12 protein-coding genes are annotated in these 15,827 nt (G+C 36.6%); 5 read left to right on the top strand and 7 right to left on the bottom strand.

The window, feature by feature from the left end; genetic code table 11:
- Positions 1-10 precede the first annotated feature (10 nt).
- Positions 11-676 (top strand): hypothetical protein, encoded by a 666-nt coding sequence (locus HU137_RS08410; RefSeq protein ID WP_182043400.1) that lies wholly within the window; start codon positions 11-13, stop codon positions 674-676.
- Positions 677-724: 48 nt separating this feature from the next.
- Here the strand turns inward: HU137_RS08410 and HU137_RS08405 are convergent, their stop codons facing one another.
- Complete coding sequence (locus tag HU137_RS08405; protein ID WP_182043399.1) at positions 725-2,884, bottom strand: S46 family peptidase; 2,160 nt, start codon at positions 2,882-2,884, stop codon at positions 725-727.
- A 103-nt stretch (positions 2,885-2,987) separates the two neighbouring features.
- On the opposite strand from HU137_RS08405, the gene hemW reads away from it, so the two are divergent.
- Together hemW and HU137_RS08395 are read left to right on the top strand one after the other, a co-directional pair.
- A complete protein-coding gene (gene hemW / locus HU137_RS08400; protein ID WP_182043398.1) occupies positions 2,988-4,112 on the top strand; it encodes a radical SAM family heme chaperone HemW in 1,125 nt (374 codons plus the stop codon).
- A gap of 113 nt (positions 4,113-4,225) precedes the next feature.
- Positions 4,226-10,354 (top strand): alpha-2-macroglobulin family protein, encoded by a 6,129-nt coding sequence (locus tag HU137_RS08395; RefSeq protein ID WP_182043397.1) that lies wholly within the window; start codon positions 4,226-4,228, stop codon positions 10,352-10,354.
- A 101-nt stretch (positions 10,355-10,455) separates the two neighbouring features.
- Here the strand turns inward: HU137_RS08395 and HU137_RS08390 are convergent, their stop codons facing one another.
- On the bottom strand, positions 10,456-10,713 hold the full coding sequence (locus HU137_RS08390; protein ID WP_182043396.1) for a hypothetical protein: 258 nt from the start codon (positions 10,711-10,713) through the stop codon (positions 10,456-10,458).
- 227 nt (positions 10,714-10,940) lie between these two features.
- On the opposite strand from HU137_RS08390, the gene HU137_RS08385 reads away from it, so the two are divergent.
- Entirely contained in the window at positions 10,941-11,507 is a 567-nt protein-coding gene (locus tag HU137_RS08385; protein ID WP_182043395.1) for a DUF4256 domain-containing protein, read from the top strand.
- 49 nt (positions 11,508-11,556) lie between these two features.
- Here the strand turns inward: HU137_RS08385 and HU137_RS08380 are convergent, their stop codons facing one another.
- On the bottom strand, positions 11,557-11,883 hold the full coding sequence (locus tag HU137_RS08380) for a YegP family protein (RefSeq protein WP_394367606.1): 327 nt from the start codon (positions 11,881-11,883) through the stop codon (positions 11,557-11,559).
- 96 nt (positions 11,884-11,979) lie between these two features.
- Here HU137_RS08380 and HU137_RS08375 point away from each other — a divergent pair, with 96 nt between their 5' ends.
- Positions 11,980-12,318, top strand: coding sequence for a DUF6150 family protein (locus tag HU137_RS08375; protein ID WP_182043393.1), 339 nt, complete (start codon positions 11,980-11,982; stop codon positions 12,316-12,318).
- 1 nt (position 12,319) lies between these two features.
- On the opposite strand, the gene HU137_RS08370 is transcribed toward HU137_RS08375, so the two are convergent.
- The 4 genes from HU137_RS08370 to HU137_RS08355 all read right to left on the bottom strand — a co-directional run bounded on the left by HU137_RS08370 (position 12,320) and on the right by HU137_RS08355 (position 15,804).
- Positions 12,320-13,621, bottom strand: coding sequence for an acyl-CoA dehydrogenase family protein (locus HU137_RS08370; protein ID WP_394367605.1), 1,302 nt, complete (start codon positions 13,619-13,621; stop codon positions 12,320-12,322).
- Positions 13,622-13,784: 163 nt separating this feature from the next.
- Positions 13,785-14,591, bottom strand: coding sequence for an enoyl-ACP reductase FabI (locus HU137_RS08365; protein ID WP_182043391.1), 807 nt, complete (start codon positions 14,589-14,591; stop codon positions 13,785-13,787).
- A 149-nt stretch (positions 14,592-14,740) separates the two neighbouring features.
- Entirely contained in the window at positions 14,741-15,148 is a 408-nt protein-coding gene (locus tag HU137_RS08360) for a hypothetical protein (protein WP_182043390.1), read from the bottom strand.
- Entirely contained in the window at positions 15,145-15,804 is a 660-nt protein-coding gene (locus tag HU137_RS08355) for a hypothetical protein (RefSeq protein WP_182043389.1), read from the bottom strand. Before HU137_RS08355 ends, HU137_RS08360 begins: the two co-directional genes overlap by 4 nt.
- Positions 15,805-15,827: the final 23 nt, after the last annotated feature.

Raw genomic sequence — 15,827 nt, 5'->3', positions numbered from 1 at the left:
ATCCTTAATATTGACTAATTCAAATAAAATCATGAGATTCTTTCTTCTAATTATTCCAATTCTCCTTTTGAATTGTACCTCTCATTTTAATGAACTGGATTTTCAAAAAAACTTCAAGGATGTAAACCATAAGTTTGTCGATAAAATAATGTTAGAAGAAGAAATCAATTGTTCTCTATATTTTATCAATCAAGATAACACTTTCAGTTTTCGAAATGATTGCGATAGTTTAAATCCTAAAATTCAATTGGGTAATTGGAAAGAGAAAAATGACACGACCATATTTATTGCAATTGACATTCAGCATTTTAATTTCTTTTTGGATTATAAATTGACAGGAAGAAAAAATTCTGATTATCAAATCATTATCCTACTTGATAAAACGAACAAACCTATAAAAACAATTGCGTCCAAACTAATTGGAAAAAAAACTACGACAATTAATTCAACCGGTAAAATAGAATTAAAAAAAGGTGAATATGATTCCATTTCATTTCCAATTTTAGAAAAATTGACACATAAAAAACACGCGTTATGGCTACCTGAGGAATTTGATACCTTAAGAATAATTATGGATTTTAATTTAGAGATAATAAAAGAAATTGAGCCTAAATATGATTTTACCGATAAGCAATTTCATTTGTTTACATCGGTGAGTAAAATATTTGATAAATAAAAAAAATCCCGCCTTTTGAGCGAGATTTATAGTTTGTGTTTTGTGAGTTTATTTCACGATGGTCAGTTCATCGATGATATTTTTTGCTCCCGCAAATTTATCAACTACAAACAAAACATAGCGAATGTCAACAGAAATCGTACGTTGTAATTTCGGATCAAAAATAACGTCTCCTGCCATCGCTTCGATGTTTCCATCAAATGCCAATCCGATTAACTCTCCTTTTCCATTCAATACCGGCGAACCTGAATTTCCTCCCGTGATATCGTGATCTGTCAAAAAGTTCACACGCAATTCCCCTGATTTATCAGCATATTGACCATAGTCTTTTTTATTGTACAAATCAATTAAACGATCCGGAGCATCAAATTCATCATCACCTTCTTTATGTTTGGCGATGGTCCCTTTTAAAGTCGTATAAAAATTGTCTTTGGCATCGTTTACTTTTCCTTTTCCAAGTGGTAGATCGATCACTTTTCCATAAGTCAAACGTAGTGTACTGTTGGCATCCGGATATTCGATCGGACTCAAACCAGACTCTTTCAATCCTTCTACCAACAAACGGAAAGATTTGTTGAAGCTGTCTTTTTGAGCTTTTTGCTCCGGTGTTTCTGCACGGTATCTGGTCATTAGATCCGTAGACAATTTATACAATTCATCACCTGAAATTTGCGCAGCTACAGGATTATCCAAATATTTCAACAATTCTTCTTTCTTGGTGAAAATACTCGTTCCAAAAACTTTGTTTACATAATCCTTAAATTTACCGTTTGATTTATCTCCAATTTCTTTCACATACGGAGCCAAACCGCCTTTTGCTCCTTTTGCATAATACAATTCCAATTGGGAAGCCAAAACATCTTCTTCCAACGGCATATACGCTCCTTCAAAAACTCCATTGATCATTTCTTCGATTCCCGGACGCATTTCAGCTCTTTTGGCTTCATTTTCATTTGCATATTGCTCTAAAGCTCTACCCAAATTCGCTGGTAAAGCAGCAAAAGTACTGGATCGCAAAATCGTCATTAAATAATTATTATGTCTTGCCTGTTCATTGGTTTTACTATAATAATTATCGATGATTTCTACTACATCTCCATATTTTGCTTTACGGTTTGATTTCTGAGCCCATTTGGTGAAATCTGACTCGGTTTTTCTTTTTGAATCAACTGTTTTATGTTGTTTCAAAGCTTCAATCATTCCTGCACGGTTTTTCCAATAATTGGCCAATCCTGCATATTTAGAAGCATAATCCAATCGTACTTTTTGATCTTTATCCATGTATTTTTTCAATACATCCATTCCCAGTTTGGATCCTTCCACCCATGCCGGATAAGCATAATTGATATTTTGTTCCACTCCTCCTGCCGGCATCCAGCGATTGGTTCTTCCCGGATATCCCAAAATCATCGAGAAATCTCCTTCCTCATATCCTGCCAAACTTACCGGCAAATAATGCTTAGGCTTCATTGGAACATTATCTTTCGAATAATCTGCAGGATTACCGTTCTTGTCCGTATAAACACGGAACATAGAGAAGTCTCCTGTATGACGAGGCCATTCCCAGTTGTCTGTATCTCCTCCAAATCGCCCGATCATATCCGGCGGTGTTCCTACCAATCTTACATCTTGAAAATCTTGGTAAACGAAATAATAGTATTCGTTTCCTTCAAAAAATGAACGAACTGAAACCGTGTATTTTCCACCTTCGTTGTTTTCTTGTTCGATTTTAGCGATTTCCTGATTGATGGCAGCCATGCGCTCATCTTCCGTCATTCCAGCATTTACTTTACCTAAAATTCTTTTCGAAACATCATCCATTCGGACAAAAAAGCGAACTTTTAAACTTTTGGGTTTTAATTCCTCAGCATGACTTTTCGCCCAGAAACCATTGGTCAAATGATCATTTTCAGGCGTCGACAATTCAGCGATCGCTCCGTAACCACAATGGTGATTGGTCAACACCAAACCGGTAGAGGAAATGATCTCTGCGGTACAGCCACCTCCAAATTGAACGATAGCATCCTTCAAACTACTGTTGTTGATACTGTAAATCTCTTCTGCAGTAAGCTTTAAGCCCATCTTTTGCATATCATCGATTTTCTTCCCGATGAACATCAAAAACCACATTCCTTCGTCTGCCTTTGCTTTTTGTAACGGCGCAACGAGAAACGCAATTGTTGAAAATAGTACAATTAATTTCTTCATTTTTATAAATTTTACGTGTAATTGGTTCAATTTTTCATTGAAATGTTACAAACATACTACGAATTTTCCATTGCCTAAAACAGATTGTACCTACATTTGCCAAATGGCAGGAATATATATCCACATTCCATTCTGTAAACAGAAATGCAGCTATTGCAATTTTCACTTTTCTACCCATCTCAATTCTAAAAATCAGATGGTTCAAATGATTACCAAAGAATTGGAATTGCGGAAAAATGAAATTTCAGAACCGGTTGAAACCATCTATTTCGGTGGTGGAACTCCTTCTCTACTCGATTTAAATGAGTTAAACCAAATATTGGAAATTATTTATGCTAATTTCTCCGTGATTTCTCGTCCTGAAATCACTTTGGAAGCGAATCCCGATGATTTAACTATTCTTAAAATTAAAGAAATTAAATCGACTCCCATTAACCGTTTCAGCATCGGAATTCAATCTTTTTTCAAAGAAGATTTAAAACTCATGAACCGTGCACATGATGCAAATGAAGCTTTTCATTCTATAAAATCTGTTCAAAATGCCGGTTTTGAAAACATTACCATCGACCTCATTTATGGTGCCCAAACGACTTCAGATGAAAATTGGCAGAAAAACCTGAAAATCGCCCTGGATTTGGAAGTTCCACATATTTCTTCCTATGCGCTGACCGTTGAACCCAAAACGGTTCTCGCCCATCAAATTGACAAAAACATTTTGAAAGATGTGGACGATGAAAAACAAGAACACCAATTCCAAATTTTGGTCAAAACCTTAACTGAAAACGATTTCATCCACTACGAAATCTCCAATTTCGGAAAAGACGGTTTTTTATCGCAACACAATTCCAACTATTGGAAAGGAAAACCTTACCTGGGAATTGGGCCGTCGGCGCATTCCTATGACGGGAAAAACAGAAGTTGGAACATCGCCAATAATTCGGTTTATCTAAAAAATTTAGCTGAAAATAAATTGGTTAATGAAATTGAAGTTTTAAGTGAAAATGATCGATTTAACGAATTGGTCATGATCCGTTTGCGCACCATTTATGGACTTGATTTCGAAGAAATAAAAACCAATTTCCCGGAAGAATTTGCTTCCGAATTTCTATTGGAAATCCAACTTCATTTGGAAAATGGAACCGTGAAACTTGAAAATGGAATCTATTATTTGACCGAAAAAGGAAAATTTCTGGCAGACGGAATCGCTTCCAATTTGTTTAGAATTTAACATTCCATCTTCCTTTCCCAACCATTTTATCGTATTTTGCATCTATTAAACAAAACAGTTTATTCATGAAAAAGTTCATTTTTCTCATTTTGGCAATAACCTTCTCATTTTCTATGGCACAGAAAAAATTTGATTACGAAACCCGATGGAAACAAATTGAAACCCAAGAAGACAATGGTTTGTTAAAAAGCACGTTATCTACTGTAAACGAGATTTATACGCAAGCCAAAAAGGATGAAAATTCGCAGCAAATTATTCGTTCTTTGTTGTACAAATCCAAAATTGCCATCGCAACTTCTGACGATGAAAATGTTGAACTGGACATCGTTGAGGATTTTGAAAATGAATTAGCAACGGCCAATAGCATTGATCGTGCTATTTTGAATTCCATCCTCGCTGAGTTGTACAAAACCTATTACCGGGAAAACCAATGGGAAATCAACGAAAGAACCGAAACTCTAGAAAGCACCGGAAAGGATTTCCGGTTTTGGACCGAATCTGTTTTCCGGAAAAAATCAGCGGAATTCTATTTGAAATCCATTGAAAATCAAAAAGAATTGCAAAATGAACCGATTGAAAATTGGGACTATTTGTTGAACAAATCCACCGAAACCCGAAATCTCCGTCCGACTTTGTATGATCTTTTGGCGCACCGCGCAATTCAATTCTTCCAAACGCAAAGAAATTATTATTATCGATCCAATTTCAATGCGGAAGATGAAAAATTCAAAGAAGAAAAAATCAAAGCGATTTATGCGGATTTGATCGCATTTCACCAACAAAAAAACAATGCAGATGCTTTGTTGTACAACAAATTGGAGCTTTTGAAATTCAACAAAAAGGATTTGTCTGATGCGGAATTCGAACAAAAATTATTGGAATTAAAATCCGAATTTCCTTCAACAAATTACACAGCGTATTTGCTTTTGGAATTGGCTAATTTTTATAAAAATCAAGTCAATAATTCGGATGAAAATGATTTTGAAAAACGAAAAGAATTGACTGAAAATGCTTTAAGATTTGCCAAAGAAATCACAGAAAAATTCCCTAAATCTTTGTTGAGTTCAGATGCGAAATCTATCATCGGAAAAATTGAATCACCTGATTTTGACATTCAAATAGAGTTTTATGTTTCTCCAAATCAAGTCAATCCAATTTCTGTTACCCATAAAAATTTAAACCAATTGTTTTTTAAAATTTATAGGATAGAAGCAGATCAAATGGAAGAAGTTCAACATTTCCTAAACAATTCTTACCACAATCGTTTGACCAAACTCGATACGATTTTCCATTCTTTAAAACTTGAAAAAGAATTTTCAATCAACTTAAATTCTTTTGATGATTACCAATTCCACAGGACCACAGGAAAAATGGAGGCTTTGCCATCGGGGAATTATATCCTATTGGCTTATAATCAATCTGATTTTCAGCTTGATAAAAAAGATTTCGTATTAAAATCCCAAATGTTAAATGTTTCCGATTATTCCATCGTATTTCGAAACCAGGAAATTTTGGTTGCCAATCGGAAAACCGGAACGCCTGCGGTTAATCAACAAATTGAGATTTATTCCTTGGAAAAAGGAAAAAGGGTTTTATCAAAAACAATTACGACAGATGAATTTGGGAAAGCTGATGTGAATCCTTCCAAAATTAATTACAACAATTACACTTTAAAAATCAAAGGTGAAAATGTTGAATACAACCATTACTTTTACAATTACAACCAAAATAAAGACAATTCCACCCATACTTCTACCAAATTTTTCACCGACCGTGCGATTTATCGGCCCGGACAAACCGTTTATTTCAAAGCGATTGTATACGAGGAAAATCAAGATGGAAAAAGAGCTGCTGTAAAAAATGAAGAAAATGAAATCATTTTATACGATCCAAATGGCGAAGAAATTGCAACATTGGAATTGAAAACCAATGAATTTGGATCTATAGCGGGAGAATTTGTATTGCCAAACGGTGGTTTGACGGGCGAATATTATCTGGAAGATGATTATGGCGATACTTATTATTTCAGTGTGGAAGAATACAAACGCCCGAAATTTGAAGTCGAATTTGATACCATCAAAGAAACCTTTAAGTTGGAACAAAAAGTCATCGCAAAAGGAAAAGCGATGTCATTTTCCGGTGCAAATGTGGACAATGCAAAAGTTGTTTACCGGGTTTACAGACAAGCGATTTATCCCTATTGGCCTTGGTGGAAACGAGGAACTTATCCGCAAAATGAACCGGCAGAAGAAATTGCTTTTGGAGAAACGACAACTGATTCCGATGGGAAATTTGAAGTGGAATTTACCGCAAAACCCGCTGTTTTGGGGGCTGAGGAAACTCGAAGCCCAAGAACCTATACTTATCGTGTAACCGCTGAAGTAACGGATATCAATGGCGAAACCCGAACTTCGGAACAATCGATTACCGTTGGGGATTTGCGTTACAAATTGGAAATTCCGGTTGCAGAAAAAATCAATTTGGATGAATGGGATTCCATTCCTTTCAATACGCAAAATTTAAGCGGAGAATTCGTTCCTGCAAAAGGAAAAATTACCTTGACCAAAATCAATCCGCCGGATCGCGTATTACGGAAAACGCCTTTTCAGCAAACCAATTATGAAGTGTATTCAAAAGCAGAATTCGTCAATTATTTTCCGCACGAACCTTACGGCGATGAAATGAATCCGGAGAATTGGGAAAAAGAAACACCGATTTTAAATGAAAGTTTTGATACGAATTCTTCTAAATCCCTCAAAATCAATCCGAAAAAATGGAAAGAAGGTACTTATATTTTGAAAGGATTCATCATCGACGATAAAGACACGATTCCAAACGAACGTATGGTGCAGTTGTTTCGAACCAAAAAAGAAAAACCGATTGAAAATGAAATATTTACAGTAAATCAAAACAAAACAACCTTTCAACCGGGCGACAAAGCCGAAATCCAATTCGCTTCGGCAGCAGAAAATTCAACAGCTTTGGTGGAATTGGAGCATGATGGAAAAATCATCAAAAAAGAAAAAATCCAATTGAACAACGAAGTCAAAAACTTCAGTTTCCCGATTGAAGAATCCTATCGAGGAAATGTGTTTGTTCATTATTATTTTGGGAAATTCAATACGGCAGCGTCCGGAACGCTTTCGATCCAAGTTCCGCAAAAAGATACTTCGTTGAAAATCACCACTTCTAGTCTGCGCGATAAATTGACACCGGGACAGGAAGAAACTTGGGAATTGACCGTTAGCGGAGCCGATAAAGACAAAGTTTTAGCGGAAATGGTCGCTACGATGTACGATGCTTCACTCGATCAATTCAGAACCAATTCGATTGATTTCCCGATGAAAATTGGAACCAATCAACCTCAATTCAGAGGTTGGGAAACCTATCAAAGTTTTATGAACATTGGTTTAAGCCCAATCATTGAAAATCCATATCGATATTATCAATCCAATAACTACCTTGCCTTTGACGAATTCAACTGGTTTGGATTTGGTTGGAATGTTTATCGGCTAAGACAGTATATGTCCAAACGCAAATCTGTAAATGCTTCAGAACCAACGGTTGCAGATATGTTACAAGGTCAAGTTGCCGGACTCGCGGCGGAAGAATCGTCTGATGGTCAAGTGGAATTAGAAGCAGCGACAGTTTCTCGCGTTCCATATGAAGTTGGATCTTCTTCAAATGTAGTCATTCGAGGTGCTCTCGGATTAAATGGTGGTTTAAAAAGTCCATTGTATGTTGTGGATGGTGAAATTATTACAGAAGAAGAAGTGAATCTATTGAATCCGGATTCATTTTTGGCCATTAATGTTTTAAAAGATGCTGACCAACTTGCGGTTTATGGCGCTCGCGGCGCAAATGGAGTTATAATCATCACGACCAATAAAGGACAAGAAGATTTAAACCAAGTTCAAGCCAGAAAGAATTTACAAGAAACCGCATTTTTCTACCCACAATTAAAAACGGACGAAAAAGGAAATATCAAAATTCAATTTACTGTTCCGGAAAGTTTGACCCAATGGAAATTTATGGCAACTGCTCATACGCCGGAGTTGAATACGGGTTATTATGAAGCGATGGTCAGAACACAAAAAGATTTGATGGTGGTGCCCAATCCACCGCGATTTTTACGGGAAGGCGATCAGATTACCTTTTCCTCCAAAGTCACCAATCTTTCTGAAAAAGCCCTGAATGGTCAAGCCAAATTGATGCTGTTTGATGCGTTTACGATGCAGCCGATTGATGCCGAATTTGGGAACACCAATGCTACGCAAAACATCAGTGTTTCACAAGGTAATTCTCAAAATGTTGTTTGGAATCTGAGCATTCCGAAAACGCATCAGGCGATTGTGTATCGGATCGTCGCTTCGGCAGGCGATTTCTCGGATGGTGAAGAATCGGCTTTGCCTATTTTGTCCAACCGAATGATGGTAACGGAAACTTTACCGATTTACATCCGGGAAAACCAAACGAAGACGTTTAGGTTGGATAAATTGAAAAACAATGCATCGAATTCATTGGACAATTTCAAATTGACATTTGAAATGACGACCAATCCGATTTGGTACGCGATTTTCTCACTTCCTTATCTGCGCGAATATCCATACGAATGTTCGGAGCAGGTTTTCAGTCGTTTATACGGAAATTTGATTTCGCAGCATATCATCAATTCCAATCCGAAAATCAAAACGGTTTTTGACGATTGGAATAAAAAAGGCGAATTGAAATCCAAATTGGAACAAAATGAGGAATTGAAATCTTTGTTATTGGAAGAAACTCCTTGGGTACGACAAGCGGAAAATGAAGAAGAACAAATGAAACGCATTGCCGTTTTATTTGACCTCAATAAAATGCGAAACGAACTCCAATCGGCCTTCCAAAAATTGAAAGGAAAACAATATGATTCCGGTGGATTTCCTTGGTTCAACGGTGGCGATGAAAGCCGATACATCACCACACATATCGTTTCGGGATTTGGGCATTTGGAGAAAATGGGAATTGATTTGAATGAAAATTTGAACGTGGATGTAAACGAAATCATCGAAAATGCAATTGATTTCATCGATGAGGAAATGGCGAAAGAATACGATAAATATTTGGCCAATAAAAAGTTGACTCCTTCCATTTATAACGGGATTCAATATCTCTATGCGCGAAGTTATTTCTTGGAGAAATATCCGCTCGACGACAAAGGAACCCAACTGAAAAATTACTTTTTGAAGGAATTTGAAAAAGAAGATTTAAGTCAGAATTTACAAACCCAAGCGATGTTGGCGTTGATTTACAACCGATATGGACAGAAGGACAAAGCCGAAAAATTATTGAGATCAATTAAAGATAATTCGACGGAAAGCGACGAAATGGGAATGTATTGGAAATCGAACGTAGCCGGATGGTATTGGTACCAAGCACCGATTGAAACCCAAGCGATTTTAATCGAAGCTTTTGATGAAGTGATGAACGATATAGAATCGGTAGAAAGTATGAAAGTATGGCTCTTAAAAAACCGTCAAACTAATCAATGGGAATCGACCAAAGCGACAACCGAAGCGGTTTTTGCCTTAATGAGTACCGGAAAAGATTGGACAAATGCAGAAGAAGGAATTTCGGTGAAAATCGGTGGAGAAAATTTAGATTTGAAGAAACTAGAAAAAGCACCGCAAAGCGGAAGTGGTTATGTGAAAACAAGTTGGAACAAAGCTGAAATCAAACCTGAAATGGCAACAATTGATGTTCAGAAAACTTCGCCGGGCGTGGCTTGGGGAGCAATGTATTGGCAATATTTTGAAGATTTGGATAAAATTACCGTTGCCGAAACCGGAGTGAAATTCAGAAAAGAATTGTTCCTGAAAAAGAATTCGGACAAAGGTCCGGTTTTGACAAAAATTTCGAGCTCCACTCCTATTCAGATTGGTGATTTAATTACCGTAAGATTGGAAATTCAAACCGACAGAGAGATGGAATTCGTCCATATCAAAGATATGCGTGCGAGCGGATTTGAACCGGTAAACGTTTTATCTTCCTACAAATGGCAACAAGGCATGGGCTATTATGAAAGCACACGTGATGCAGCAACAAGCTTTTTCATAGACCGTATGCCAAAAGGAACCTATGTGTTTGAATACGATGTACGTGCGAACAACGCCGGGAATTTCTCCAATGGAATTACTTCGCTCCAAAATATGTATGCGCCGGAATTGAGTTCGCACAGCGAGGGAATACGGGTGGAGATTAAGTAGGAAAATTGTTGAGTGGTTGAATTGGTGAGTTCTTATCAATTTTAAAATAAAAAAGCCGTCTCGGTCTAACCGAGACGGCTTTTTATGATTTTGAATTGATTTTATAATCCGCTTAAATCACAAGCTTGTTCCAAACCAGATTTAACCTCAGACCAGCTCGCTCCATTCAATGGAACATTTTCAGTTTGTCCTGCAACTGTTACACGGTAAAAATCATCACCATCTGTGTAACAATACTTAGCAGTGATGATCATGTTACAATCAAAACAATCTTCACTTCCGTTATCATCATCACTTGAACAATTGATAAAAGCCAAAGAAGAAGCGACTGTCAATAAAATAAAAGTCAATTTTTTCATAGTTAATTAAATTTAATAGTTTTTAAGAAGCGCCAAAAATACCATTTTTTATTAAATCTTAAATATTTATTAAAATTTTCTAATTTTCCTCTTAAAATTTTATATATGAATTTCTTTCTATAACTTATTATCAGCGGAATAGCGTTAAATGTTAAAATTTTCACCTATGAGAATTATCTTTAACCAAATCTTTATATTTATTCGAATTAATTCAAAATCCCAATGGCATGGCATCTTCAAAAAAACAATTGTCCGAAAAAGAAAAAACAGAAATACTTCAAATTTTGCAAACCAGATTTGAAAAAAATGAAAAGCGACACAAAGGTTTAGATTGGAATAAAGTCAAAGAAAAATTGGAATCCCGGCCTGAAAAAATTTGGACTTTAACCGAAATGGAAAAAACAGAAGGAGAGCCCGATGTAGTGGATTTTGATAAAAATTCTGGCGAATTTATTTTCGCAGATTGCTCCGCAGAAAGCCCAAAAGGAAGACGTAGTATTTGTTATGACCGTGCTGCATTGGATGCGAGAAAAGAACATAAACCCAAAAATTCTGCAATGGATGTGGCAAAGGAAATAGGCATCGAAATGCTGACAGAGTCCGATTATAGAAAGTTACAGGAATTGGGAGAATTTGATTTAAAAACTTCCAGTTGGGTTTTGACTCCTGACGAAATCCGAAAAAAAGGAGGCGCCATTTTCTGTGACCGCCGCTACGGGACCGTTTTTATGTACCACAACGGAGCCGATTCTTATTATGCAGCGCGTGGTTTTCGGGGAAAATTACGAGTATAAAAAATTCTCTGATCGAAATAATCAGAGAATCTATTTTATTATGTTACAATTAATTTTCAACTTCTTTCACAGTGGCATTTGGAGCATGATTGGCCACCGACTGAATTCCATTTTTTGCACCTGACTCATTTTCATACATTTGGCTCGTACCGACTACTTGACCGTTGGAGGCTTTCAAATTAAACATCCATTTTCCGGAATCGGATTGTTTCAACTCAAACATGGAAGGATCTTGCGAATTCTTTTTCACAGATTCAATCCCGTTTTGACAATTGGCTTTTTGCGAATAACCCTGACTAGCCAAAATATTTTGTCCGTTATTGGCTTTTAATCTGAACCGAAATTCTCCGGCTTTGTCTTGATACATTTCAAACATTTTTTTCATTTTTTTGGTTGAATTGCCAATTTACAAAAAATAATAAAAAATATTCATTGCGAAATTCTTAATTTTAAATGATGGAATGTAATTGAGATGAAATTATTCTTTTTGTTTTTTGTGTTTTTTATTGGGTTCCAAACTTTATTCAGCCAAGTTATTTTCAGTAGCGAATGGAAATCGGATGCCGATGTAATTGTCTATGTAACCGAATGGAAATCGGACGCTGATTTAATCGTTTTTAAAACCGATTGGAAAAGCGATGCTTCGGGACAAAACAATGGAATTTGGTTTTTTACCGAATGGAAATCGGACGCCAAAAAGAAAATTTATTTTACGGATTGGAAAAGCGATGCCGATGTTATCATTTATTTCTCCGAATGGAAGTCGGACGCCGGCTGGCAAAACAAATCCAAACAACATTATTTTTATTGATTTAAACAAAAGCACTAAATCCGGTGATGGAACGTCCGACGATCAAAGTATTAATTTCTTTGGTTCCCTCATACGAATAAATCGCTTCGGCGTCCGCCACAAATCTTGCCACGTTATGTTCCAATAAAATTCCGTTTCCGCCCATCACTTCTCTTGCTCCTCGCACGATATCGCGCGTTCTCAACGTACAAAATACTTTCGCCAAAGAAGCGTGCTCGTCCAACAATCTATCTTCATCCTGCAATTCCGACAAACGGAAAACCAAAGTTTGCATCGCGGTCAAATTGGATAACATTTCCACCAAATGATTTTGAATCAATTGAAATGAAGCAATCGGTTTCCCAAATTGTTTTCGTTTCCGTGTATAATCCAAAGCATTTTCATAAGCGCCTCTCGCACAGCCTACTGCCATCCAAGCCACACCGGCTCTAGTCATGCGCAAAACGTTTGCGGTATCTTTAAACGAATTGGCATGCGCAAGTCGGTCCTTCTCCTCTACTACACAATCTTTTAAAGTAATCAATCCATTTTGGACAATTCGAAGCGCCATTTTTCCTTTAATTTTCTCAACTGAAAAACCAGGATTTTCTTTTCTGACCAAAAATCCTTTGACTTCTCCATCCTCCAAATCTCTCGCCCAAATCACCACTACATCCGCAAAAGTCGCATTACCTATCCATTTTTTCTGACCATTTAGCACCCAACCATCCGTCGTTTTTTGACAAGTCGTCGTCAATCCGCCTGCTGCGCCCGATCCTACTTCCGGTTCCGTCAAGCCAAAAGCACCGATTTTCTCAAATTTATTCATCGCCGGAAGCCATTCTTGTTTTTGTTCCTCAGATCCACAGAGATAAATGGATCCCATCGTCAATCCGCTTTGCACCCCAAAAAAGGTAGCGATCGAAGCATCCACTCTCGCCATTTCATTTGCCAGTACACCTTCCATCAAAAATGGTAAATTGGGACATCCATATCCTTCATAGGTCACACCAGCAAGTCCGAGTGCACCAAATTTTGGGATGAGTTCATGTGGAAATTCATCTTTTAACCAATATTCGTTCACAATAGGCGCAACTTCCGTTTCCATAAAATTCCGAACTTTCAATTGTAAGGCGCGCTGATCAGGTGTGAGTTTATCGCTCAATTCATAAAAATCGGGATTGATTTCGGGCAGTTCTTTTTTCTTTTTAGTCGAATTCAACATTTTCATCAAACTATTCAATTGGTTGTCATCCAGTTGCGCAAATTTTTCCATGGCTTCTGCCAGATTTACTTTTTCGTTTAGTTTGGCCAATTGATTCATATCGATTTTTTGGAAAAGTCGATAACCTTGTTTGATGTTTTGAAAGAATCCCATGATGACGCATTTTAATGAATGTTGAATGTACAATTAATTCGCCAAAAACTTTTAGAAAATAAAAAAGTCGGCATAAAACCGACTTTCAAAATATAATGATTTCAATTTTTTACTGAAAACGATCTGCAACTTTCTGCGAAATTCCGGTGTTGTTGTATCCGCCATCGTTGTAAAGATTTTGCATCGTCACACGTTTGGTCAGATCAGAGAACATGGCCACTATATAGTTAGCACAATCTTCCGCAGTGGCATTTCCAAGCGGAGAAATTTCGTCAGCAAATTTCATAAATCCACCAAATCCTTTCACGCCTTGACCGGCTGTAGTTGCGGTTGGAGACTGAGAAATCGTGTTGACACGTACATTTCTTTCCGTTCCCCAATAGTAACCAAAACTTCTGGTAATCGACTCCAAATAAGCTTTGTTATCCGCCATATCGCTATAGTCCGGAAAAGTACGTTGCGCTGCGATATAGGTCAAAGCCAAGATGCTTCCCCATTCGTTCACCGCGTCTTTGTCCCAAGCTGTTTTCATCACTTTGTGGAAAGAAACCGCCGAAATGTCCCAACCTTTGGTCAAAAAATTATAATCCAAATCGGTATAATGTTTTCCTTTTCTCACATTCACACTCATCCCGATAGAATGCAAAATGAAGTCAATTTTTCCGAATTTCTCGATCGCTCTGTCAAACAAATTGGAAAGGTCTTCCATAGAAGTGGCATCTGCTCCGACAACTTCAGAACCTGTTTTTTCGGCCAAACCGTTCAATTCGCCCATTCTAAGTGCAACAGGTGCGTTTGTTAAAATAAATTCCGCTCCTTCTTCGTGGCATTTTTCTGCTGCTTTCCAGGCAATTGAATTGGCGTCTAGCGCACCGAAAATAATTCCTTTCTTTCCTTTGAGTAATCCGTGTGACATATTCTTAATTTTTAATTCTGAACCAAAAGTAAATAATTTTGTTGGATGTTGGGGAAAAATGATGGATGATGGTGGATGGTAGATGGACTGTAAATTAATTACTCAACAACTTTCCCACTCAATAAATCAAAACACTCCCACTCTATAACTTAATCAATATCCAAAAGTGCTTCCAATTCTGGATGGTTAAACAGATGCGAATAAATCTCCATTTTTTCAGATTGGAACAAGCAAATTCCACTGACAAATAAATCGGTGAAATGTTGGGACTCTAGATCCAATATACCAAATTGGTCGGTTGCTTCGTTGGTTAGAATTACACCTTTGCGCATTTGATCCTGCGCATTGATCCTGTAATTCACCAAATCTTTTTCGTAAATATCCCGATGAAACTTATCCTGAATTCCGACAAATTTATCGATCTGATTATAATTGGGTTTTCCACGCATCCACCAAAGCGGCTCACGTCCTTTGAACAAAAGTCCGTCTTGCGTTTCTTCGGCATAACCGATGATTCGGGCATTTAAGCGGAGACGGTATTTATTTTCAGTAATCATTTAATATACAATTTGAATTGTAAATACTTATTTTGATTGTTTGGTGTTTGAAGGATGAAATAATTTTCTTCTTTTTTGATGATTTCATAATAATATTCTTCTCCAACTCTACTGTAAGCGTTTTTCATGATATTATTACTTTCAATAAAGATTAGTTTAAAGGAATGCTCATTTAACCATTCTAATTTGGTTTTTGAAAATGTGCCATCTTCAAAACTTTCAACCCATTCTCCATTTGAAATTTCAACATTTGTGATTTCCTTATTAAAAAGGTAATAATAATTTTCATGATTTATAAATTCTCGTAATCCTTTAGAAGAAATAACTGACTTTTCAGGTTGGTTTAAATATGTAGCTTCATTAGTATCTAAAGGATCTACTTTATCAAGAATGGCCATAAATTCAGGACATTGTTTTTGATATCTATAGTAAATACGATCAATAATTCCATTAATATCTGATTCATTTTGCTTTTCAAGGTAGGGATACAAATAATTGACATTTGCATTTTCTACTCTTATGGAATCATTTTGTAATTTGTTCTTATTTAAATAATCACACATATTCTGGATTATTATTTCTTCCTCATCTAAATTTGATTGGGCATTTAAACTTATGATAGGAATTAACAAGAAAATCCATTTCAATTTTTTCATTTCTAAAATGTTTGTATGTAAAT

The sequence above is a fragment of the Moheibacter lacus genome (assembly GCF_014042165.1).
In the GTDB taxonomy this organism is placed as follows: Bacteria; Bacteroidota; Bacteroidia; order Flavobacteriales; family Weeksellaceae; genus Moheibacter; species Moheibacter lacus.
This window is presented reverse-complemented; position numbering and strand designations above follow the sequence as displayed.